At 72.3% G+C, this 21,809-nt stretch carries 14 protein-coding genes and 1 riboswitch; of the genes, 6 read left to right on the top strand and 8 right to left on the bottom strand.

The window, feature by feature from the left end; genetic code table 11:
- Positions 1–5 precede the first annotated feature (5 nt).
- Genes QMK28_RS06600 through QMK28_RS06610 form a run of 3 tightly spaced genes read right to left on the bottom strand, consistent with a single transcriptional unit; the run spans position 6 to position 5,292 of the window.
- Positions 6–1,385: a VWA domain-containing protein gene (locus QMK28_RS06600; RefSeq protein WP_326436048.1), complete on the bottom strand. Its 1,380-nt coding sequence runs from the start codon at positions 1,383–1,385 to the stop codon at positions 6–8.
- Positions 1,382–4,156 carry a DUF5682 family protein gene (locus QMK28_RS06605; protein ID WP_326436049.1) on the bottom strand — a complete coding sequence of 925 codons (2,775 nt, stop codon included), beginning with the start codon at positions 4,154–4,156 and terminating at the stop codon, positions 1,382–1,384. The genes QMK28_RS06600 and QMK28_RS06605 overlap by 4 nt, the downstream gene beginning before the upstream one ends.
- A complete protein-coding gene (locus tag QMK28_RS06610) occupies positions 4,153–5,292 on the bottom strand; it encodes an ATP-binding protein (RefSeq protein WP_326436067.1) in 1,140 nt (379 codons plus the stop codon). Before QMK28_RS06610 ends, QMK28_RS06605 begins: the two co-directional genes overlap by 4 nt.
- Before the next feature lie 192 nt (positions 5,293–5,484).
- On the opposite strand from QMK28_RS06610, the gene QMK28_RS06615 reads away from it, so the two are divergent.
- Together QMK28_RS06615 and QMK28_RS06620 are read left to right on the top strand one after the other, a co-directional pair.
- Positions 5,485–6,849, top strand: a complete 1,365-nt coding sequence (locus QMK28_RS06615) for an SWIM zinc finger family protein (RefSeq protein ID WP_326436050.1) — start codon at positions 5,485–5,487, stop codon at positions 6,847–6,849.
- Between the two features lie 416 nt (positions 6,850–7,265).
- Positions 7,266–9,167, top strand: coding sequence for a DUF5691 domain-containing protein (locus QMK28_RS06620; RefSeq protein WP_326436051.1), 1,902 nt, complete (start codon positions 7,266–7,268; stop codon positions 9,165–9,167).
- Between the two features lie 67 nt (positions 9,168–9,234).
- On the opposite strand, the gene QMK28_RS06625 is transcribed toward QMK28_RS06620, so the two are convergent.
- Positions 9,235–9,648: a cobalamin B12-binding domain-containing protein gene (locus QMK28_RS06625; protein ID WP_326436052.1), complete on the bottom strand. Its 414-nt coding sequence runs from the start codon at positions 9,646–9,648 to the stop codon at positions 9,235–9,237.
- A 567-nt stretch (positions 9,649–10,215) separates the two neighbouring features.
- Between QMK28_RS06625 and QMK28_RS06630 the strand changes: the two genes are divergently transcribed.
- A complete protein-coding gene (locus QMK28_RS06630) occupies positions 10,216–11,040 on the top strand; it encodes an esterase/lipase family protein (RefSeq protein WP_326436053.1) in 825 nt (274 codons plus the stop codon).
- Between the two features lie 185 nt (positions 11,041–11,225).
- Positions 11,226–12,974 (top strand): peptidoglycan DD-metalloendopeptidase family protein, encoded by a 1,749-nt coding sequence (locus tag QMK28_RS06635; RefSeq protein WP_326436068.1) that lies wholly within the window; start codon positions 11,226–11,228, stop codon positions 12,972–12,974.
- 150 nt (positions 12,975–13,124) lie between these two features.
- Here the strand turns inward: QMK28_RS06635 and pcrA are convergent, their stop codons facing one another.
- Positions 13,125–15,575, bottom strand: a complete 2,451-nt coding sequence (gene pcrA, locus QMK28_RS06640; protein WP_326436054.1) for a DNA helicase PcrA — start codon at positions 15,573–15,575, stop codon at positions 13,125–13,127.
- A gap of 262 nt (positions 15,576–15,837) precedes the next feature.
- Positions 15,838–16,011: riboswitch (cyclic di-AMP (ydaO/yuaA leader) on the top strand.
- Between the two features lie 8 nt (positions 16,012–16,019).
- On the opposite strand from pcrA, the gene QMK28_RS06645 reads away from it, so the two are divergent.
- Positions 16,020–17,201: a C40 family peptidase gene (locus tag QMK28_RS06645; protein ID WP_326436055.1), complete on the top strand. Its 1,182-nt coding sequence runs from the start codon at positions 16,020–16,022 to the stop codon at positions 17,199–17,201.
- A 457-nt stretch (positions 17,202–17,658) separates the two neighbouring features.
- Complete coding sequence (locus QMK28_RS06650) at positions 17,659–18,723, top strand: C40 family peptidase (protein WP_326436056.1); 1,065 nt, start codon at positions 17,659–17,661, stop codon at positions 18,721–18,723.
- A gap of 172 nt (positions 18,724–18,895) precedes the next feature.
- On the opposite strand, the gene QMK28_RS06655 is transcribed toward QMK28_RS06650, so the two are convergent.
- From QMK28_RS06655 to QMK28_RS06665, 3 genes are all read right to left on the bottom strand, one after another.
- The gene (locus tag QMK28_RS06655; RefSeq protein ID WP_326436057.1) at positions 18,896–19,297 is read right to left on the bottom strand and encodes a rodlin; all 402 of its coding nucleotides are present in this window, start codon (positions 19,295–19,297) and stop codon (positions 18,896–18,898) included.
- A gap of 134 nt (positions 19,298–19,431) precedes the next feature.
- Positions 19,432–20,145: a response regulator transcription factor gene (locus QMK28_RS06660; RefSeq protein WP_326436058.1), complete on the bottom strand. Its 714-nt coding sequence runs from the start codon at positions 20,143–20,145 to the stop codon at positions 19,432–19,434.
- Positions 20,146–20,300: 155 nt separating this feature from the next.
- Positions 20,301–21,617, bottom strand: a complete 1,317-nt coding sequence (locus QMK28_RS06665; protein WP_326436059.1) for a PspC domain-containing protein — start codon at positions 21,615–21,617, stop codon at positions 20,301–20,303.
- Positions 21,618–21,809: the final 192 nt, after the last annotated feature.

Genomic DNA, 21,809 nt, shown 5'->3' on the forward strand with positions numbered 1-21,809 from the left:
CCGCGTTACCGCTGAGTCGTCATGTCCGGAGTCGTCATGTCCGGAATGGGAAGCGGACGCTTTTCGATTGCCGCTGCCATGACATCCGGAAAGAGATCCGGAGTACACGCGAATGCGGGCGCGCCGAGCGCCGCGAGCGCCGCCGCGTGTTCACGGTCATAAGCCGGCGCGCCCTCGTCGGAGAGCGCGAGCAGCGTCACGAATTGCACGCCGGACGCCTTCATGGCCGCCACTCGCTTGAGCATCCCGTCCCGGATGCCGCCCTCGTAGAGGTCGCTGATGAGGACGACGACGGTGTCGGCGGGCCGGGTGATCTGCGACTGGCAGTAGGAGAGCGCGCGGTTGATGTCCGTACCGCCGCCCAGTTGGGTGCCGAAGAGCACGTCCACCGGGTCGTCGAGCTGGTCGGTGAGATCGACGACGGCCGTGTCGAAGACGACGAGCCGGGTGGAGATGGACCGCATCGACGCGAGGACGGCGCCGAAGACGGACGCGTAGACGACGGACGCGGCCATCGAGCCGGACTGGTCGATGCAGAGCACGACCTCCTTCTTCACCGACTGCGAGGCCCGCCCGTAGCCGATCAGCCGCTCGGGGACGATCGTTCGCTGCTCGGGCAGGTAGTTCTTGAGGTTCGCCCGGATGGTGCGGTCCCAGTCGATGTCCCGGTGCCGCGGGCGGTTGATCCGGGCCGAGCGGTCGAGCGCGCCGGTGAGCGTCGTGCGAGTACGGGACGCGAGCTGCTTCTCCAGGTCCTCGACCACTTTGCGGACGACGGCTCGCGCGGTCTCCTTGGTGGTCTCGGGCATCACCTTGTTGAGCGAGATGAGGGTGCCGACGAGGTGCACGTCCGCTTCGACGGCCTCCATCATCTCCGGTTCGAGGAGCAGCGCGGACAGCCCGAGCCGGTCGATCGCGTCGCGCTGCATCACCTGGACGACGGAGCTGGGGAAGTACGCCCGGATGTCGCCCAGCCAGCGGGCCACACGCGGCGCGGAAGCGCCCAGCCCGGCCGACCGGTTGCCATCGCCGCCCCTGGCCGCTCCATTGCCGCCGGCGCTGCTCCCGCCGTAGAGCGCGTCGAGCGTGCCGTCCATCGCGGCGTCCCTGCCGCTGAGCGCGTGACCGGTACCGTCCGCGTTCTCCCCACCGAGCACCAGCCGCCAGCGACGGAGCCGCTCGGCGGTGGGGTCGGGGGCGGGACTCGGATTGGGTTCGGGGCTCGGATTGGGTTCGGAGCTGGGGTCCCCTGGGACGCTGTGCGCTGCTGCCCGCGCCGTCGCCACGTCCGTGTCCACTTCCGCCGCACCCGCCGTACCCGCTGCGCCCGCCGTACCCACATCCACCGTCATGCTCGTATCCGCGCCCGTCTCCACGTCGTTCATCCGGTCACCCCCGCCATCTCGTGCTCCTCCAGGCCCAACAGCGCGCGCAGCGTCGGCAGTACGGCAGCCGAGCGATCCGGGTCGATGCCGCGCCCGAAGCCGGGCACGGCGAGCGACGCCGAGGCGGCGCCCGGCCGGTCGCCACCCGACACGGGTCCGCGACGGACGCGTTCGCCGACCGTGCGGCGGACGCCCGGTTCGTACGCCGAGAAGGTGCGGCGCAGCAGCGGGAGCACGTCCAGGAACGCGTCGCCTGTGACGCCCGTCAGCCAGCCGTCGACCAGCGCGAGCAACCGCTCGTCGTGCACCAGCAGCATCCCGCCGGCCCCGCCGACGAACCCCTCGATCCATTGGGCTGCCTCGGCGGGTGCGGTCCCGGGCGACAGCGCGAGCCCCATCAGCAGGGCCGCATCGCCGTCCGCCAACCGCCCGTCGTCCAGCAGGATCCGGGTCGCCCGGCCCCGCAGCAGGCCGGGAACGGCGTCCCGGATGGCCAGCACCCGCAGCATGGCGGCCCAGCGGTCCCGCAGCCCGCCGGTGGCACGGGAGTTGTTCGAAGCCTCTGGATCGGCCGGCTCTTGCCCCGCCACCGCTGACTGCCCCTCCGGCCCGGATGAAGCGTCCACCGCGGGCTTCCCGTCCGGCCCGGATGAAGCCCCCACCGCTGACTGCCCCTCCGGCTCGCCCCGTGCCGCGCCCCGTGACACGCCCGGTGGCTCACCCGACGCCGCGCCCGACGCCGCGCGGCTGGGCGTCTGCGCCAGCAGCCCGACCGCCTGATGCGCCGCGTCGAGATGCCCGCGCATCTCCGCCGCGCCGTCCGCGTCCAAGCCGACGCAGGCGGGCGGCAGGCCCACGCACACCCGCTGCGCGAGCCCCGCCGCGACCTCGGCCAGGGCGGCGGCGTCCGTGCCCCGTACGTCGCCGTAGCGCACCGACCGGACGAGCGCGGGCAGCGCCTGGGCGAGGTGGCCGACCTCGGTGTCGAGGGCGGCCCGGTCGGCCAGCACCCGCATCACCACGGGCAGCGCGTCGGAGAGTTCGGCGAGCAGGCACTGCTCGGCCAGGCCGGTCACCTCGGCGAGGGACGGGGCGGCGGCAGCCTGCGAGGCGGCCTTCGCGGTGGCCGCGGAGAGCACTGTCGTGCCCCACACCCCGGCCTCCGCCACCCGGACGGCCAGTTCGGGCTCCCAGCGCAGCTGCCAGGTCTCGCGGAAGGTGCCGGTGCTGCCGCGCGAGCGGGCTGGGGCGCCCCAGTCGATGCCGAGCAGCCGCAGCCGGTGCAGCAGCCGGCTGCGGCCGGCGTCGGTGGGCTTGCGGAGGTCGAGGTCCAACTCGCGCTCCATCGCCTCCGGTTTGAGCCGGAGTGTGCGCTGGGTGCGAGCCAGGTCCCGTTGCAGCGGTACGGCCGGAGCCGACTCGGGGACCTCGCCGAGTACATCGCCGACGACGAGCCGGTCCTCGATGAGCGAGAGCGGCACGTCCGAGCCGTCGCACATCACCGCTCGCACCGCGTCCGTGCACTCCGTGAGCCCGGCGAGCGGCCGGCCGCGCATGGCGGCCAGCGTGTCGGCGAGCCGCACGGACTCGATGACATGCGCGGAGGACACCGGCTGGTCCTCGTCCCGGAACAGTCCGGCGACCTTGGTCATCCAGCGCTCGATCGGGCGGTCCGGGGCGCTGAAGAGGTGGCCGTACCAGCCGGGCGAGCTGATCCCCGCGCCGTATCCGCTGTACCGGGAGAGCCGCCGGTGCGTCCAGGGCACCCAGGTCAGCTCGGCCTTGACCTTCGGCAGCCCTTTGAGCGACTGCCGGTCCGCGCCGACGGTGCTGCGTTCGGCCAGCGCCGGGACATGCCACGCGCCGCACACCACCGCGACGCGGTCGTCGAACTCCCGGCGCGCTTCCCGCAGCCGCAGCCGCATATGGGCTTCCCGCACGAGGTCCCGGCCATGCCCGCCGTGGCCGTACGCGGTGCGCAGCGCGCCCATGGCGTCGGCCAGCGCGGCGAAGGGGGCGAGGGCGTCGGCGGCGCCGGTCGGGCCGGCGACCGTGCTGCCGGAGCGGTGCTCGACGACGTCCTCCCACCAGCGCTCGGGGTCGTCGTAGCCCGCCGTCTCGGCGAGCACCGCGAGGGGGTCGATCCGCAAGGTGTCGGTCCGCGAACTGTCGTTCCGCGAGGGGGCGATCCGCGAGGGATCCGCCGAGGCGTCGTCCGGCGCTGCTCCCCGGTATCCGTCCGGGCGGTTGTCGGCGCCGTCCGGAGCGTCGCCCGTGGCCGGGGCTGCTCCCACCACGTCGTTGCCGCTGTCGTTGCCGCTGTCGCTGCCGCTGCCGCTGTCGCTGTCGCTGTCGCTGTCGCTGAAAGCCAGGGTGTGCGCGGCCGGCAGGTCGATGAACCGCACCGGGACGTCGTGCGCGAGCGCCCAGCGGATCGCCACCCACTCCGGCGAGAACTCGGCCAGCGGCCAGAACGCGGCGCGCGCCGGGTCGTCCAGGACGTGGGCGAGCAGCGCGACCGGTGGCCGCATGCCCTCCTCGGCGGCGAGCGCGACGAGGGCGTCCGCTTCGGGCGGCCCTTCGATCAGCACGACTCGCGGCTCGTACTGATCCAGCGCGGCCCGTACCGCCCGCGCCGACCCCGGGCCGTGGTGCCGTACGCCCAACAGGACCGGCTGCGGCGGCCCGCCGTCAGCGCTGCCACCCGCTGCCGCAGCTCCGGTCGCGGGCCCGGCCTCGATCGGCTCCCTCCCGACCGCTGCCGCGCTCATGCGCTCACCTCGCGGCAGGCGCGGTAGAAGTCCTTCCAGCCGTCGCGCTCGCGGACGACCGCCTCCAGATACTCCTGCCAGATGACCCGGTCGGCAGCCGGATCGCGGACGACGGCCCCCAGGATGCCCGCCGCGACGTCCCCAGCCCGCAGCTTGCCGTCGCCGAAGTGGGCGGCGAGGGCGAGGCCGCCGGTGACGACGGAGATCGCTTCGGCGGTGGAGAGCGTGCCCGAGGGCGACTTGAGCTTGGTGCGGCCGTCCGTGGTGATGCCGTCGCGCAGCTCGCGGAAGACCGTGACGACACGGCGGATCTCGTCGATGCCGTCCGGACCGACCGGGAGATCGAGCGCGCGGCCGAGCTGGTCGACGCGCCGGGAGACGATCTCGACCTCGGCCTCGGCCGTGGCCGGGAGCGGCAGGACGACCGTGTTGAACCGGCGGCGCAGGGCGCTGGACAGCTCGTTGACCCCGCGGTCGCGGTTGTTGGCGGTGGCGATGAGGTTGAAGCCGCGGACCGCCTGGACCTCCTGGCCCAACTCCGGTATGGGCAGGGTCTTCTCGGACAGGATCGTGATGAGTGAATCCTGCACATCGGCGGGGATTCGGGTCAGCTCCTCGACCCGCGCGGTCATGCCGTCGGCCATCGCCCGCATGACGGGGCTCGGCACGAGGGCCTTCCGGCTGGGGCCGTTGGCGAGCAGCTCGGCGTAGTTCCAGCCGTACCGGATGGCCTCTTCCGGGGTGCCCGCGGTGCCCTGCACAAGCAGCGTCGAGTCGCCGCTGACAGCTGCCGCCAGGTGTTCGGACACCCACGTCTTGGCGGTTCCGGGCACGCCGAGCAGCAGCAGCGCGCGATCGGTGGCGAGGGTGGTCACGGCCACCTCGACCAGGCGGCGCGGGCCTACGTACTTGGGTGTGATCACCGTGCCGTCGGGCAGCGCGCCGCCGAGCAGATAGGTGGAGACCGCCCAGGGCGACAGTCGCCAACGCTCGGGGCGCGGCCGGTCGTCGGCCGCCGCGAGTGCCTTGAGTTCATCGGCGAAGGCGTGCTCCGCATGCGCCCGCAGCGCCTCGCCGCCACCGGCCCTTCCCTCGGCCCCGATCCCCTCGGGGCCGGCACCGCTCTCGGCCTTCATGACGGTCGTGGGTACGGCCATGGGATCCCCCTCCTCGGTGACGTCCAGCAGCGAAATCAACACTGCACCACGGCACTGACAACGGCTCTGAGAGCGGCGCCGGCGAAGAGGGTTGTCAGTCAGTGGCAGAGCCACGACCACCGGAACCCGCTACGAGTATCAATGTCAGTGGCCGGTCGTAACGTCGGGGACATGACTCAGCAGGGGGAGCGCTGGACGGCGGATCAGGTGTTGGCACTGTCTCCTGACGCCGCCTCACGCAAAGCGGGGAGCAGGCTCGCCGCGCCGGGACCGTGGTCCGGCGCGGGGACGGGCGACGGGGCCGTGTGGGGCCTGTGCGCGGGCAGCGGCAGCAAGCCGTACCAGACCGTCATCGATACGACCGGGCCCGGATACAAGTGCAGTTGTCCCAGCCGGAAATTCCCGTGCAAGCACGCTCTCGCGCTGCTGCTGCTCTGGGCGGGCGAGGGAGAGAGCGGTGGCGAGCAGGCGGTGCGGGCCGGGGAGCCCCCGGAATGGGCCGCCGGCTGGATCGACCAGCGCAGGGAGCGCGCCGACCGGAAGGAGGCCGCGCCCGCCGCCGGAAGCGACAGCGGCGGCGCCGGTCCCGAGGCGGCGCGGCGGCGGTCGGAGCAGCGGGCGCAACGGATAGCGGCGGGCGCAACGGAGTTGGAGCAACGCCTCGCGGACCTGGTGCGCGGCGGCCTGGCCTCCGCCGATCAGGCCGGGTACGCCCTGTGGGACGAGGCGGCGGCCCGCATGGTCGACGCCAAGGCACCAGGGCTGGCCTCGCGGCTGCGCGAGTTGGGGTCCGTACCCAGCTCGGGAGCGGGCTGGCCGGCCCGACTGCTGGAGGAGTGCGCGCTGATCCACCTCCTCGACCAAGGATTCCTCGGCCTCGACCGGCTGCCGGAGCCGCTCGCAGCCACCGTCCGCTCACGGGTCGGCATCACGATGGAGGCAGCCGAGCTGCTGGCCGCGCCGGACCGTACGGTCCGGGACGACTGGCTCGTCCTCGCCCAACAGGACACCCAGGACGGAAAGCTCACCACCCGGCGGATCTGGCTGCGCGGCCGGGAGTCGGGCCGGATCGCGCTCCTCCTTTCCTTCGGCGCGGCGGGCCGAGCTCCCGAACTGGCGCTCCCCACCGGCCTGTCGCTGGACGCCGACCTCGCCTACTACCCCGGCGCCCGCCCCCTGCGCGCCGCCCTGGGCCAACGCCACACCGCACCGGCACCCGGCACCCAACCGCCGGGCGTCACCCTCGACGCCGCCCTGGCCTCCTACGGAGAGGCGCTGCGCGACGACCCCTGGCTGGACGCCTGGCCCGTGGTGCTGTCGGACGTCATCCCGATACCCGGCCCCGACGGCTGGCAACTCGCGTCGGAAATAGCCGACGCGGCGCTGCCGGTCGATCCGCGCAGCCTGGGCCGCGCGGGCGGCCTCTGGCAGTTGGCCGCGGTCTCGGGCGGCGCGCCGATCACCGTCTTCGGCGAATGCGGGCATCGCGGCTTCATGCCGCTGACCACGTGGGCGCCGGAGCCGGTACGGCTGTGAACGGGCGGGGCGCGGCGTGATCGCGGCCGGTTCGGCGGGCAGGCGGTTCCGTCCGCAACCGGTCCCGGCCACAGGCCAGCGCCGGCCACCGGCGGCCCTGTTCACAGGGCCGGCCCTGGTCGAAGCCCCATCCGGGCCCCTCCCGGTCCGGTGCCCGTCCGACCCCGACCCCGGCCCAGGCCCCGTCCCTCGGACGAGCCTGCGGCCGACAACCGGGCCAAAGCCGTCCGCCGTCGGCACCCCACCGAAGCCCGGCGCAGACGCCATCCCAGCTCCCTCCCTTCAACCCGCGCCCGCGCCCGCGCCCCGCATGGGCTCGCCAGACGCCGATCCGCGCCCATGCCCCGCCCCGACCGCCCGACGCCCGACCCGGACCCCGCTCAGCACCCGCACCCGCACCCGCCCGGAGGGAAGCCATGACCAGCCCCAGCCCCGCCGACGCCAGCTCCGATGCCACCTCCGACACGGACACCGCCGGTGTCACCCCTCCCATCCCCCCTGCCGTCAGCTGGGACGACCTCGTCACCGCGGCCCTGCTGGGCACCGACCGCCGTGCCCCGGACCTCCCGGCTACCCGCGGCCGGGACTCCGCCACCGCGCTGTTGGACGCCGCCGCCGTCAGCACCGTCCAGCGCAGGGCGGGGCTGCGCCCCGCGCCGGCCCGGCCGCTTCCCGTCCCGGCTCCCGTCGAGGCGCGGCCGGCGCTGCCGGTGGCAGCGCGCCGTCGGCTCACGCTGCTGCTCGCCGACCGGTCGGCCGCGGGCGGCGGCGCGGGCGGGCGGCGGGGTTCCGCGCCCGATCTCACCGAGCTGCTCCCCCAGTGGCTGGCCGCCGCCAACCAGCACGGTTACCGCTCGCCCGCGTCCCTGTTGCCCGCGCTGCTGGACGCCGCCAGGGCCCGTACGGACCTGCGTCCGGCCGCGCTCACGCTGGCGGGTCCGCGCGGGCTGTGGCTCGCGCGGCTCAACCCGGACTGGAAGTTCGCGCTCCGGGGGGCACCCGGCGACCCGGACCCGGCCGGCGCGGCCGCCTCCCCCGACCCGGCCGCCGCGCGCCGACTGTGGGAGGAAGGGCTGTTTTCCGAGCGGGTCTCGCTGCTCGGCGCCATCCGGCGGCGCGATCCCGCGGCGGCCGTGGCTCTGCTCGAATCCAGCTGGGGCACCGAGCGGGCCGAGGACCGGCTGATGTTCCTCGGCTCGCTGCGCGAGGGCCTTTCCGGCGCCGACGAGCCCTTCCTCGAACAGGCCCTCTCCGATCGCAGCCGCAATGTACGGGCCACCGCCGCCGAACTGCTATCGGCGCTCCCCGGCTCCGCGCTCGCCGCCCGGATGGCCGACCGGGCCCGCTCCTGCGTCGGGCTGGACCGGACGAGCCGCGCGCCGCTGCTCACCGTCGAGGCGCCGCACGAGTGCGACGCGGCGATGCAGCGGGACGGCGTCGTCCCCAAGCCGCCGAGCGGGCGGGGCGAACGTGCCTGGTGGCTGGCGCAGTTGCTGGAGGCGGCCCCGCTCTCCACCTGGACGGAACGGCTGGGCTGCCGCAGCCCGGCCGAGATCGTGGCGCTGCCGGTCGCGGACGACTGGCGGGCGGAGCTTCACGACGCCTGGTGCCGGGCCGCGGTGCGCCAGCGGGACGCTCCGTGGGCGCGGGCGCTGCTCGGAGCGCCGTCGCCCGCGCTCGGGGTCACCGATCCGGGTGTCATCGATCCGGCGAGCTTCCCGCCCAACGGGCCGACACGCCCGACTGGTCCGGTCACTCCGACGGGGCCAGTCGCTCCGACGAGTGCGGTCACTCCGACGGGTGCGGTCTCCCCGACAGGTCCAGTCACTCCGTCCGGCCCAGTCACTCAGCCCGGCCCGGCCGCCGCAGTGGGCCCAGCCGCCGCGGCGGGCGGCTTGTCCGGGGCCGCGACGTCGCGGGACCCGGCGAGGCTGCTGGCCGCGCTGCCCGCCGAGGAGCGCGCCGCGTGGGTGGCCGCGTTCATCGCGGCGCACGGTTTGTCGGAGGCGTTCCGGATTCTCGGCGTGTGCGCGGTGCCATGGTCGGAAGCGCTCGGCAGCGCCGTGGTGGACGCGCTGGACATCGCCCGGGACGCGGGCAGCTACCCCTGGAGTTTCAGCGGTGTGATGGGGCTCGCCGAACGCTGCCTGGACCCGGCGCAGGCCGACCGGCTCGAAGTGCTGACCGCGATACCGGACGAGACCGAGAACGGTTCGCCCGGCGCGGGCGGCTACTGGTCGGAGGCCTTCCAACGGCTGGTCGGCACGCTGCAGTTGCGCGCCACGATGCGAGCGGAGCTCGCGGAACAGCAGCTGTAGCCCCGCCCCTCGCAACCCGACCGCCCCTCGCGCCGACCGCACCCCACGTCAACCCCACCCCGACCGCTCACGCCTCCGCGGCCTGCCGCACGTTCGCCCGTACCCACTCCACGATCGACGTCGTCGTCGCGCCCGGCGTGAAGATCGCGGCCACGCCGAGTTCCTTGAGCGGCGCGATGTCCGCCTCCGGGATGATGCCGCCGCCGAAGACCTTGATGTCCTCCGCGTCGCGCTCCCGGAGCAGATCCAGCACCTTCACGAAGAGCGTGTTGTGCGCGCCCGACAGTACGGACATGCCGATCGCGTCGGCGTCCTCCTGGATCGCCGTGTCGACGATCTGTTCGGGGGTCTGGTGCAGGCCGGTGTAGATGACCTCCATACCGGCGTCGCGCAGCGCCCGCGCGATGACCTTGGCCCCGCGATCGTGGCCGTCGAGACCCGGTTTGGCCACCACCACGCGAATCGGACCGGTCACACCCATGACTGCCTCCATGCCATCCGCGTCATCCGCGGCTGCTGCGCCGCAGAGCCGCACAAAGTGACTACTCAGTGACTACTACCGGCCACCACGGCCGCACGTGAACGAACGTTATCGCCAGCATCCCGCACCCGGCAGTTTCGCGGTGCTGAGCGAGGGGGAAATCACACGTGGGACAACACGTTCGCCAAGCGCCACCGCCCGCACCGACTCCGCCGCCGCAAGGCGGCCGGAGGCGTTTGTGGGCCGGGTGCGAGGGGAGCCGCAGTGAGGTCGCCGCACCGCCGCGCCGACAGCCGCGCGGCACGGCGGTGCGGCCGTAAAGGGCACCAGGGACGTCAGGGCGTCCATGCACAGGTGTTCACGGAGCACGAGCACGGAGGCCCGTGCAGAACCCGTGGACAGTTGCGGGGCCTGCGAATGCCCGAGGTGAGCCACGGGCTTCCGCCCCCGCAGCCGCGCATGCTCGCGCACGTGCCCCACCCGTACCGCCCACGACCTCCTCCTCGGCTACCCATGAGGGCACACAGGGACAGAACCGTCCCTCCGTGTGCATCCGGGAGGCCGGCCATGAAGGCTCTGCCCTTTCTCTCTTGCCTTGCCCGTCCGACCATCGCGTCCATCGCGCTGATCAGGGCCACCGCGCTGGAGCTGGTGATCCTCGCCGGGCACCTGCTCCTCTACCCGACCGGCATCCCGCAGGAACGCCGCGACCCGGATCCGCCGCCCGACTCGCCGCGGCTGCCGACCGAAGGCCGCGCCCATCCGCCCGTGCTGCTGCTGCACGGCTTCATCGACAACCGATCCGTCTTCGTCCTGCTGGGCCGCTCGCTGCGGCAGCACGGCTGGCGGCATGTCGGGGCGCTCAACTACTCGCCGCTGACCTGCGACATCCGCACCGCGGCCCAGCTGTTGGGACAGCACATCGAGGAGATCTGCGAGCGGACCGGGCACCGGCGGCTGGATGTGGTCGGGCACAGCCTGGGCGGGCTGATCGCCCGGTACTACGTACAGCGGCTCGGCGGCGACGCCAGGGTGCGCACCCTGGTCACGCTCGGCACCCCGCACTCCGGCACCCGGGTGGCGCCGCTGCTGTCCGGCCATCCGCTGGTGCGGCAGATGCGCCCGGATTCCGAGGTAATCGCGGAGTTGACGCAGCCCGCACCGAATTGTCGTACCTATTTCGTCAGCTTCTGGAGCGACTTGGATCAGCTAATGGTGCCGGTGGAAACGGCGCGGCTCGACCATCCGGATTTGAACACGCGCAACGAGCTGGTGAGCGGTGTCGGGCACCTCGCCCTGCCGGTGAGCGGCGCGGTCGCCGCGCGGATACGGCGGATACTTGCGGACGAGGGCGCGCAGGCGGCGGCCTCCGACCCGGCATCGGTGGCCTGACCTCGGTGAATTAGCGTCGAACTGGGCTCGAACGAACGGCCAAGAAGTGTCCTCCTGTCCGCCGAAAGGCGGCCAAATGTCCGCGCCTTGACCGCCCGAAACCTGCCGAAGATTGTCGCCGCCGCTTACCGCCGGGTACAGTCGCCGCTAATTCTTCTGCTGCCGAGGCGAAAGAGACGTTGGTGGTGAACGACCGTCACCCGTCGGGGAACTCCATCCCGACCGTCCCCGCACCTGACGCCTCTTACGGTCACTATGTGCCGTACGAGCAGCAGGGCGCACAACACGAATACGCAGGGCACGACGGCTACGCGACCGGCTCCTTCGAGAACCCTCCCGCCTCCTACGGCGACGGGGACCCGCTCTTCGGCGCCATGCCCGGCCAGCAGGCCGCGGGCTACGACACCGGGCAGTACCCGACCTCCCAGTGGGGCGACACCGGCACGCAGTCCACCGTCGGCTACGACGCCTACGGCGCGCACCAGGCGACGTACGACACTGGTAGCTACGACAGCACGCAGTGGAACCCCGCCGGATACCAAGGCCAGGAGCAGGGGCAACCGCAGGACCTGGGCCAGGGCCAGGGCACGCCCGGCATCCCGGCCCAGGCCGGATACCCCTACGCCGCGGACGGCACCGGCCAGTGGGACACGAGCGGTCAGTGGGACACCAGCGCCTGGCCCACCGCGGACCCGGCCGACCAGACCGGCCGGACCGGTCAGTACGACACCACGCGGTGGACCTCGGGCAACGAGACTGCTGACACTGGCAGCCACGACACCGGCAGCTACCCGACCGCCGCTTTCTCCACCGCCGCTTATTCCACCGGTGCTTACGAGACCGGCAGTTACGACACCGGCAGTTACGACACCGGGGCCTACGCCACGACAAGCTGGGGCTCCGGCTCGTACCAGGCGTTCCAGGCCCCCGAGGCGGATCCCGAAGCTGCGGCCCAGCAGGACCCGTCGTACGGGAGCGCTTACGACACGGGTTACGACGCAGCCGAGACGCGTTACGACCCGGCCGACGCGGGCTACGACCCGGCGTACGGGTTCGACAGCGACCCCGCCCCGGACCTCGACCCCAGCCCGGACCTCGACCCCGAGCCGCTCGTCGCCGCTCACTCCGCAGCCGCCGGCTACCCGGCCGACGCCCTCCCGCCCCGGCACGAGGGTGGTCGCAATCGCAGCCGTCGCCGCAGCCCCAAGGCCAAACGTTCCGCGCTGCTGACCGTGGCCGTCCCCTCCGTCGCCGTCATGGGGGTGGCCGCAGCGGCCGCCGCCTCGGTCGGCGGCCTGGCGGGCAGCGACCCGGACGAGGCGAAGCCGACCACGCAGGCCGCCGCCCCGGACGCCACCGAGGTCAAGCCGGCCACCGTCAACAACAAGCTCGACACCCAGATCGCCGGACTCGCCGCCGACGCCGATGACTTCGCGGGCCGCGCCAGCCGCACCCAGGAGCGCATCGACCTCAAGGAACGGCGGGTCGCGGAGAAGAAGCGCAAGGACGCGGAGGCCGTGCGCAAGGAAGCGGCCCGTCCGAAGTTCGCGATCCCGGTCAAGCAGCATGGGCTGAGCGCCCAGTTCGGCCAGGCGGGCGTCAACTGGATGTCGGTGCACAGCGGCATCGACTTCCCGGTCAGCTACGGAACGCCGGTGATGGCGGCGACCGACGGAACCGTCCACACCCAGTGGAACAGCGCCTACGGCAACATGGCCATGGTGACGTCCCCGGACGGCACCGAGACCTGGTACTGCCACCTCAGCAGCACCAAGCTCCGGTCCGGTTCGGTCAAGGCGGGCGACGTCATCGCGTACTCCGGCAACTCCGGCAACTCGACCGGCCCGCACCTGCACTTCGAGGTACGCCCCGGCGGCGGCGCCGCGATCGACCCGCTGCCCTGGCTACGCGGCCACGGCCTCGACCCGACGTAGCGACCCGACGTCAGCGATCCGACTTAGCGACAAGGTTCCCGGCCGACCCCGACACGGGCCGACCGGGAACCCGCCCCGAGCGGGCGCCCGGCAGCCGGCTCCACCGGCCACATCCCGGCACCGGCCGCATCCCGCCTAAAGCTCTAAGCTCTAGAGCTTCTCCACCGGCGCATACCGCAGCAACAGCCGCTTCGGCTTCTCATCCCCGAAGTCGATCGTCGCCTCGGCGTTGTCGCCGCTGCCCTTCACCTCGACCACCGTGCCGAGCCCGAAGCTGTCGTGGGTGACCCGGTCGCCGACGCCGACGACGACCACCGGCCGGTCCCTGGCCCGGCGCGTCGCGAAGCCGCTCGGGCCCGCCTTGCCGCCGCGCGCGGACCCGAAGGTCGACGACAGGGACGAGGCGGCCGAACTCATCGCGCTCATCGACGCGGACGGGGTCGCCGCGCCGGTCCGCTTCCACTCCACGTACTCGTCCGGGATCTCCTCCAGGAACCGCGAGGCCGGGTTGTAGGCGGGCTGTCCCCAGGCGCTGCGCAGCGTGGAGCGGGTCAGATAGAGCCGCTCGCGCGCACGGGTGATGCCCACGTACGCGAGGCGCCGCTCCTCCTCCAGCTCCTTGGTCTGGCCGAGCGCGCGCATGTGCGGGAAGACGCCGTCCTCCAGACCGGTCAGGAAGACGACCGGGAATTCGAGGCCCTTGGCGGTGTGCAGTGTCATCAGGGTGACCACGCCCGAGCCGTCGGTCTCCTCGTCCGGGATCTGGTCGGAGTCGGCGACGAGCGCGACCTTCTCCAGGAACTCCGGGAGCGTGCCGGTGCTCTCGCCGTCCTGCGCCCGCTCCTGTTCGAATTCAAGGGCCACCGAGGCGAGTTCCTGGAGGTTCTCGACCCGGGTCTCGTCCTGCGGGTCGGTGGATGCCTGGAGTTCGGCGAGGTAGCCCGTGCGCTCCATGACCGCTTCGAGGATCGTCGCCGGGCCCGCGCCCGATTCCACAATCGTCCGCAGCTCTTCCATCAGCACGTTGAACCGCTTCACAGCGTTCGTCGACCGGGCCGCCATGCCGTACGCCTCGTCGACCCGGCGCAGCGCCTGCGGGAAGGTGATCTTCTCCCGCAGCGACAGCGCGTCGATCATCGCTTCGGCGCGGTCGCCGATGCCGCGCTTGGGCACGTTCAGGATGCGCCGCAGCGGGACGGTGTCCTCGGGGTTGGACAGCACCCGGAGGTACGCCAGGACGTCCCTGACCTCCTTGCGCTCGTAGAACCGCACGCCGCCGACGACCTTGTACGGCAGGCCGACCCGGATGAAGATCTCTTCGAAGACGCGGGACTGGGCGTTCGTCCGGTAGAAGATCGCGACATCGCCGGCCTTGGCGTCGCCGGCGTCCGTCAGCCGGTCGATCTCGTCGGCGACGAACTGCGCCTCGTCGTGCTCGGTGTCCGCGACGTAGCCGGTGATCGTGGCGCCGGCGCCCGCGTCGGTCCAGAGGTTCTTGGGGCGGCGGTTCTCGTTGCGCTCGATGACCGCGTTGGCGGCGCTGAGGATCGTCTGGGTGGAGCGGTAGTTCTGCTCCAGCAGGATCGTGGTGGCGCTGGGGTAGTCCTCTTCGAACTGGAGGATGTTACGGATCGTCGCGCCCCGGAAGGCGTAGATCGACTGGTCCGCGTCGCCCACGACGCACAGCTCGGCGGCGGACTCGGGCGGCCCGACCAGCTCGCGCACCAGGGTGTACTGGGCGTGGTTGGTGTCCTGGTACTCGTCGACCATGACGTGCCGGAAGCGCAGCCGGTAGTGCTCGGCGACCTCGGGGAACGCCTGGAGCAGATGCACGGTCGTCATGATGATGTCGTCGAAGTCGAGGGCGTTGGCCGCGCGCAGCCTCGACTGGTAGAGCACGTAAGCCTCGGCGACGGTCTTCTCAAAGCCGTCCGCGGCTTGGCTCGCGAAAGCGTCTTCGTCTATCAGCTCATTCTTGAGGTTCGAGACCTTGGCGCTGAACGACTTGGGCGGGAACCGCTTCGGGTCGAGGTCGAGGTCCCGGCAGACGAGCGCCATCAGCCGCTTGGAGTCGGCCGCGTCGTAGATCGAGAAGCTGGAGGTGAAGCCGAGCTTCTTGCTCTCCCGGCGCAGAATCCGCACGCACGCGCTGTGGAAGGTGGACACCCACATCGAGGAGGCGCGCGGGCCGATCAGCTCGGCCACCCGCTCCCGCATCTCACCGGCGGCCTTGTTGGTGAAGGTGATGGCCAGGATCTGCCCGGAGTGCACCCCGCGCGCGGACAGCAGGTGCGCGATGCGGTGCGTGAGCACCCGGGTCTTGCCGGACCCGGCGCCCGCGACGATCAGCAGCGGCGAGCCGCTGTGCACGACGGCGGCCCGCTGTTCGACGTTGAGCCCCTCCAGCAGCGCGGCCGGGTCGATCGGGGGCCGCGGCGCACCGTCCCGGTAGTGGGAATCCCGGTCCACGGGCGCGTTGAACGTGCCTCCGAAGAGGTCGTCCGGCACCGTCTCGGGACCGGAGTCCTCGGGGGGTGGCGGGGGCTCCTCGCCCTTGGGTTCGAGGTCCGTCAGGAAGCTGTCGTCAAAGAGGCTGCTCATCGCCTCCCGAGTCTAGGCGGCCCCACCGACAACCCACACCGGTATGAGGAACTGGGGGGAGGAACTGAGGGGAGGAACCGGTACGCCGGAAGGCTCCCCACGTGGGGCGGGTCACACGCCGGGGCACTGGGGGCGCCTCCCAGTCGAAGCTTGGGGGAAAGTATCGGGCATATCGAACATCAGCCTTCACAGCAGCACCACAACTTGGCTACCGTGCTCGGTCAGGCGGCCCGTGTCCTCCCGCCGGCGACCGCGCCGGCACGCGCTGCCACCGCTGAATCCGGCCGCGAGGCCGGAACCGGGGACCCACGAGTACCACTGGGGTGAATCGGTCCGTGCACGTCAGCGCTCCGCGCGGGCGTACGTACGGACTGTAGGGCGACCTTCCGAAGCCCGAATCCGACAGCTAACCCGGTAAGCGGCCACGGAAGGGAGTCGCCAGCCTTGGCGTCGCACCGCAAGCCGCGAAACCGCATGATCACCTCACCCGCAAGCCGCCGCACCGCGGTAGGCCTCACGACGGCTGCCTTCGCCTCCGTCACCCTGCTCTCCCAGAGCGCCACCGCCGCGCCTTCCGAGCCGAAGCGGCAGTCGGTCGAAGAGGTGCGGAAGAAGGTCGACTCGCTCTACCGCGAGGCGGGGTCCGCGACCCAGCAGTACAACTCGGCCAAGGAGCACGCCGACAAGCAGCGCGGCAAGGTCGACGGTCTGCTCGACGACGTCGCCGAGCGCACCGAGCAGCTCAACGAGTCGCGTCGCGCACTGGGCACGTACGCCGCCGCGCAGTACCGCAGCGGCGGCATGACGCCGACCGCGACGCTGATGCTCGCCGACGACCCGCAGGACTTCTTCGACCAGACGCACCTCATGGACCGCATGACGGGCCGTCAGCAGAAGGCCGTCACCACGTACCAGGAGCAGCAGGCCGCGGCTTCGAAGAAGCGGGCGCAGGCGACCAGGAACCTCGCGTCGCTGACCGAGTCGCAGAAGGAGCTCAAGAGCAGCAAGCAGACCGTGCAGAACAAGCTCGGCGAGGCGCGCGAGCTGCTCTCGAAGCTGACGGCCGCCGAGAAGGCCAAGCTCGCGGCGATCGAGCGCGAGAAGGAGGCCGCGGCGCAGCGCAAGGCCGACGCGCTGGCCAGGCAGCAGGCCGAGAAGGAGCGCAAGGACGAGCAGGCCCGCAAGGCGCGCGAACAGGGCAAGGGCGGGGACGGCGGCTCGGAGTCCGGTTCCGGCGGCTCCACGGGCGGCGACACCGGGGACCCCGGCAAGTACGCCACCAAGGCGGAGAAGGCCATCGCCTTCGCGCGGCAGCAGATGGGCAAGCCGTACGTGTGGGGCGCGGCCGGCCCGAACTCGTACGACTGCTCGGGCCTGACCCAGGGCGCCTGGAAAGCCGCCGGGGTCTCGCTGCCGCGCACCACCTGGGACCAGGTGAAGGTCGGCACCCGCGTCGCCACGGGTGATCTCAAGCCGGGTGACCTCGTCTTCTTCTACGACGACATCAGCCATGTCGGCCTCTACATAGGCGGCGGCAAGATGATCCACGCGCCGAAGCCCGGCGCGAGCGTGCGGATCGAATCGATCTACTACATGCCGATCTACGGGAGCGTGCGGCCCGCATGATCGCGTGATCGCCGGCGGCGCACAGCCGTCGGTGATGCGCAGCCGCCGGCGATGCGTACGGCTCGATGAACGCTCCTGCCGCCCAGGGCACCGCGCCCTGGGCGGCAGCCGTACGCCCCCTGCCCGGCCCAGCCCGGCCCACGTCCCCGCCGGCCGTAACAGAGCGCAGCGCCCCCGGCGGCGCAACCCGTGCTTCGGTCAGGGCAGCGCGGTGAATCTCCGGCCAACGGCGAGTCGGGCGATCTCTTTCGATCGTCCGGACGCCGAAAGCTGTCAATCCATCTCATCGCGACACTCTTCCGTGACCTCCGGGTTTAGCGTCCTCAGCCAGCGGTCGATTCCCCACCGCCGCCCCCGTACCGGGGTGGCCGTCGGCCGCTGGCCGAGAGATCCGACGGCGGCCCTCCCCCTGTTCACGGGGCCGCCGTCGGACGTCTGGAAGGAGCTGACGGCCGTAGTGGCGTCGCACAGGAAGCCGAAGCAACGTTCGTTCAGTGGCCACACCGTTCGTACGGCCCGCACCGCCGCGACCCTCGCCATCGCGGGAGCCGCCACCGCCACCGCCTTCAGCGGCACCGGCCAGGCGGAACCCCGGCTCAGCACCGCTCAGGTCAAGAGCAAGGTGGACCGGCTGTACCGGGAGGCCGAGGAGGCCACCGAGAGGTACAACGGTGTCAAGGAGCGGGCGGACGAGGCGCGGGACTCCGTCGACGCGCTGCGCGACGAGGCGGCGCGCAGAACCGGGCGGCTCAACGCCGCGCGCAACGCCCTCGGTTCGTACGCGTCCGGCCAGTACCGCTCCGGCGGGGTGAGCCCGGCGATGCGGCTCGCGCTCTCCTCCTCCCCCGAGCGGTACCTCGAACGCGCCGCCATCACCGAGCGGGCCGGCCGCGGCCAGGCCGCCACCGTGGCCTCCGTCTCCCAGCGGCTGCGGGACGTGCGGCAGGTGCGCGAGCGGGCCGACGGCAAGCTCGCCGAGCTGAAGCGTTCGCAGGCCACGCTGCGCACCCACAAGCGCACCATCGAGCGGAAGCTGGACACCGCCGAGAAACTGCTGGCCAAGCTCACCGAGGCGCAGCGTGCGAGCCTCGCGGCCCGGGACGGCGACGCCGGACCCGGGGGCGCCCGCGCGGGCCGCAGTGCGCTGCGCGGCCCTGTGGCGGCCCCCACCAGCGGTCGCGCCGCCCTCGCCGTGTCCTTCGCCCGGTCCGCGCTGGGCAAGCCGTACGTCTGGGGCGCCACCGGCCCCGACGCCTTCGACTGCTCCGGGCTGACCCAGGCCGCCTGGCGGGCCGCCGGGGTCTCGCTGCCGCGCACCACCTACACCCAGATCAACGCGGGCTCCTCGGTGCCGAAGTCCCAGCTCGCGCCCGGCGATCTGGTCTTCTTCTACTCGGGCGTCAGCCACGTCGGCCTTTACGTCGGCAACGGGCAGATGATCCACGCCCCGCGCCCGGGGTCCCCGGTCCGTATCGCCCCGATCGACCAGATGCCCTTCGCGGGCGCATCCCGGCCGGCGTGAGCCGGTGGCCTCACGGCTCCGTCGACCGGAGCGCTGCGTGGAACCGGAGCGCTGCGTGGAAGTCTCCCGGAATCCGGAAGAGCCGGGAGAGAAAGCCCCCCGGAAAAGGGGGAACCCCCGGCCGCCGCCACCTCGGAAAGGGCTACAACCAGGGGTTCCGCTACAGGAACGATCAGTTGCCGTTGCCCGCACCGTTCTGGGAAAGGATCGGGAAGTCGTCGAGGAGGTGCGACAGCGCGGCGTCGCCCTGCTGCTGGGTCGAGTTCTCGACGCACTGCTGGGCCTGCGTCTGGGAGAGGATCGGGACGTCCTGGAGCCCGACGTTCACCAGACCGAGGACGTTCTGCACGCCGAGCTTCGGCAGAGCCACACAGGGCTTGTTCAGCGAGCCCTGGATCAGGCTCATCTGCGGGCTCATGTAGCCCTTCGTGGTCTGGTTGCCGTAGTTCTGCTCGGCGCCGTTGCCATTCTTGGAGACGGGCCCGTTGTCGTTGCCGATCGCCATGGCCGGGGCGGCGGACACGCCGACCGCGGAGGCAACCACTGCGGCCGAAGCGAGAATCTTCTTGATCACGAGTATTCCTTCTGGAGCCTGGAGTGCCTCATTGCCGAAGCGATCTGGACAACCAACCCCAGCAGGCAGAAGTTCTGTTGATTCACCCGGTCGGCGCAATCACCCAGCGTGCTCGGAGCGGTCGGCCAGGGTACTCAGACCAGTCGGCGCGCCGTCGCCCAGCGGGTCAGTTCGTGCCTGTTCGACAGCTGCAACTTGCGCAGAACCGCCGAAACATGGGACTCCACGGTCTTCACCGAGATGAAAAGCTGCTTCGCGATCTCCTTGTAGGCGTACCCGCGTGCGATGAGCCGCAGCACCTCGCGTTCACGCTGCGTGAGCCGGTCCATGTCCTCGTCGACGGGCGGGGCGTCGGTCGACGCGAAAGCGTCGAGGACGAAGCCTGCCAGCCGCGGTGAGAAGACCGCGTCGTTGTCCGCGACGCGGAACACCGCCTTGACGAGGTCCGCGCCCGTGATGGTCTTGGTGACGTAGCCGCGCGCACCGCCGCGGATGACCCCGATGACGTCCTCGGCCGCGTCGGAGACGGAGAGCGCGAGGAAGCGCACCGGCGCCCCCGCGTCCGCCATCATCGCGGCGCTGCGGCGCAGCACCTCGACGCCGCCGCCGCCCGGCAGATGGACGTCGAGCAGCACGACCTCGGGGCGGGTGGCGGTGATGACGGTGACCGCCTGGTCGACGTCGGCCGCCTCGCCGACCACCTCGACGCCGGTACGGTCCGTGTCACCGATCTCGGCCTGGACGCCGGTGCGGAACATCCGGTGGTCGTCGACCAGGACGACCCGGACCCGGCGGGCTTCGCTGCCTGCTCCCCCGGCCGCCGCGCTGCCCGCAACGTTCCCGGTCATGTCACGCCCCTCGCTGCCCGCGCCCCTGGCCGCCGCACTGCCCGCAACATTCCCGGTCATGTCGCGCTTCCCGGTCCCGCTCGCTCCCCCGGCCGCCCCGCTGCCCGTACCGCCGCTGCCCGTACCGCCGGAGCCCGGCGCACCAACGTTCCCCGTCATGTCGCGCATGTCGCGGCCCTCTCCATCTCTAGTTCCACTTCCGTGCCCCCGCCCGGAACACCGCGCAGGCGCGCGGTCCCGCCGTGGCGTTGCATTCTGCCGATGATCGACTCGCGTACGCCCATCCGGTCGTCCGGCACCGCGTCCAGGTCGAAGCCCGGCCCCCGGTCCCGTACGGAGACGAACACCGTGCGCCCCTCGACCTCCGCGAAGACCTGCACCGCCCCGCCCTCGCCACCGTACTTGGCGGCGTTGACCATCGCTTCCCGCGCGGCCTGCATCTGTGCGGTCAGGTTCTCGTCGAGCCGGCAGTCGCCGACGCACACCACCTCGACCGGCACCCCGTGATAGTCCTCCACCTCGGCGGCGGCCCGCTTGACCGCCTCGGCGACGGTGTCGGGTTCCTGGGACTCGTCCTTGCCCCGGCCCTCCGGCTTGTGCAGCCAGGCCCGCAACTCCCGTTCCTGCGCCCGCGCCAGCCGCGCGACCTCGCGCGGGTCCTCGGCGTTGCGCTGGATCAGCGTCAGCGTGTGCAGCACCGAGTCGTGGACGTGCGCGGCGACCTCGGCCCGCTCCTGGGCCCTGATGCGCATCAGCCGCTCCTTGGAGAGGTCCTGCGCCATATGGACCAGGTACGGACCCGCCAGCAGCGCGATGCCCACCAGCACCGCCAGCGAAGCCTGGAGCACCGAGCCGAGGTGCTTGGCCGAGCCCTGCATCACCACGATCCCGGTCACCCCGGCGCCGACCAGCACCACCCCGGCAGCGCCGCGCGCCAGCGGCAGCACCCGTTTGCTGCGGCTCACCTCGACCCAGCGCGCCCGGCGGGCGTTGTCGGCCTGCCGCCAGACCAGCGCTACGCCCGCGCTGATCAGCAGCAGCGGCCAGATGTAGGCGTTGGCGCCGCCGAGCTGGAGGTTGTCCACGAAGATCGCCGTCCCGGCGACCAGCGCGAGCAGCGCGACGATCTGCCCCTTGTCGGGCTTGCGGACGAAGGGCCGGCGCCGGCCGTCGGGCGACGTCCCGGCCGGGGCGTCGGCGAGCGTACGGGGCGTGTCGACGCCGCCCACCCCGAGCGGCACGACGAACCAGAACGCCGCGTACAGCAGCCCGCCCAGCCCCTCCACCATGCACAGCGCCACGAAGACGATCCGCACCCACGACACCGGCAGCCCGAGATGCCCGGCCAGCCCGCGCGCCACCCCGCCCAGCATCCGCCCCTCCGCGCTGCGGTACAGCTTGCGGACGGGGTGCTCGTCGGGGGTGGGCACTGGGGCGTAGGAGCCTCCGGCGCGGGCGGTGGTGGCGGTCATGCCGAGTTCTCGCATGCCGAGTTCTCGCATGCCGAGTTCTCGCGTGCCGAGTTCTCGCGTGCCGGGTGCTCGTCGGGTTCGGGCGCCGGAGGGTAGGAGCCCCCAGCGCGGGCGATGGTGGTGGCGGTCATGCCACCGATCGTCACATGGGGCGGGGGGTCCGGGCATCAGGGTCGACCCTGATCGGTCCCC

It is taken from the genome of Streptomyces sp. H27-D2, assembly GCF_035828615.1.
In the GTDB taxonomy this organism is placed as follows: domain Bacteria; phylum Actinomycetota; class Actinomycetes; order Streptomycetales; family Streptomycetaceae; genus Streptomyces.